The organism is Pelomonas sp. KK5, assembly GCF_001984095.1.
Classification (GTDB): Bacteria; Pseudomonadota; Gammaproteobacteria; order Burkholderiales; family Burkholderiaceae_C; genus KK5.
Genome location: NZ_LYVQ01000512.1, coordinates 1 through 850, shown reverse-complemented (window position 1 = coordinate 850; position 850 = coordinate 1). Strand labels below are relative to the sequence as shown.

General features: G+C 71.3%; 1 protein-coding gene and 1 pseudogene. Both read left to right on the top strand.

Annotated elements, in window-relative coordinates; translation table 11 throughout:
- Positions 1-116: pseudogene (locus B0W88_RS32050) on the top strand (ABC transporter ATP-binding protein); the annotation flags it as partial.
- A complete protein-coding gene (locus B0W88_RS32045) occupies positions 113-844 on the top strand; it encodes an ABC transporter ATP-binding protein (protein ID WP_077038439.1) in 732 nt (243 codons plus the stop codon). The pseudogene B0W88_RS32050 and the gene B0W88_RS32045, both read left to right, overlap by 4 nt.
- The last annotated feature ends 6 nt before the right edge of the window (positions 845-850 follow it).

Here is an 850-nt window from a genome sequence, read left to right as displayed (position 1 = left end):
GCATCACCGTGCTGGACCATGGCCGGCGCATCGCCGATGGCACGCCGGCCGAGGTGCAGCGCAACGCGCAGGTCATCGAGGCCTACCTGGGCGCCGACGCGGCGCAACACGCATGAACACGACGACGAACACCGACACCCTCCTTCAAGCCGACGCCCTGGAAGTCGCCTACGGCGGCATCCGCGCCGTCAAGGGCGCCAGCTTCGAGGTGCGCCAGGGCGAGCTGGTCACCCTGATCGGCGCCAACGGCGCCGGCAAGACCAGCACCTTGAAGGCGATCACCGGCCTGCAGCCGGTGGCCGGCGGCGAGCTGCGCTACCTGGGCCGGCCGGTCCGCGGCCAGGGCGCCTGGGACCTGGTGCGCCAGGGCCTGGTGATGGTGCCCGAAGGCCGCGGCACCTTCACCCGCATGAGCATCGCCGAGAATCTGCTGATGGGCGCCTACACGCGCCGCGACGCGGACGGCATCGCCGAGGACACCGAGCGCGTCTACGCGCTGTTCCCGCGGCTCAAGGAACGGCGCCACCAGCTGGCCGGCACCATGTCCGGCGGCGAGCAGCAGATGCTGGCGATGGGCCGCGCGCTGATGTCGCGGCCGAGGCTGCTGCTGCTGGACGAGCCCTCGATGGGGCTGTCGCCGATCATGGTGGACCGGATCTTCCAGGTGATCGAGACGATCCACCGCGAGGGCGTGACGATCCTGCTGGTCGAGCAGAACGCCAGCCGCGCGCTGCAGCTGGCGGACCGGGGCTATGTGATGGAGTCCGGCGTGGTGACGATGAGCGGCGACGGCGCCGCGCTGCTGGGCGATGCGAGGGTGCGGGAGGCCTACCTCGGCGGCTAGATGAGC

Coding starts and splice junctions, on each gene's coding strand:
- B0W88_RS32045 (WP_077038439.1), top strand. CDS start 113: ATGAACACGACGACGAACACCGACACCCTCCTTCAAGCCGACGCCCTG.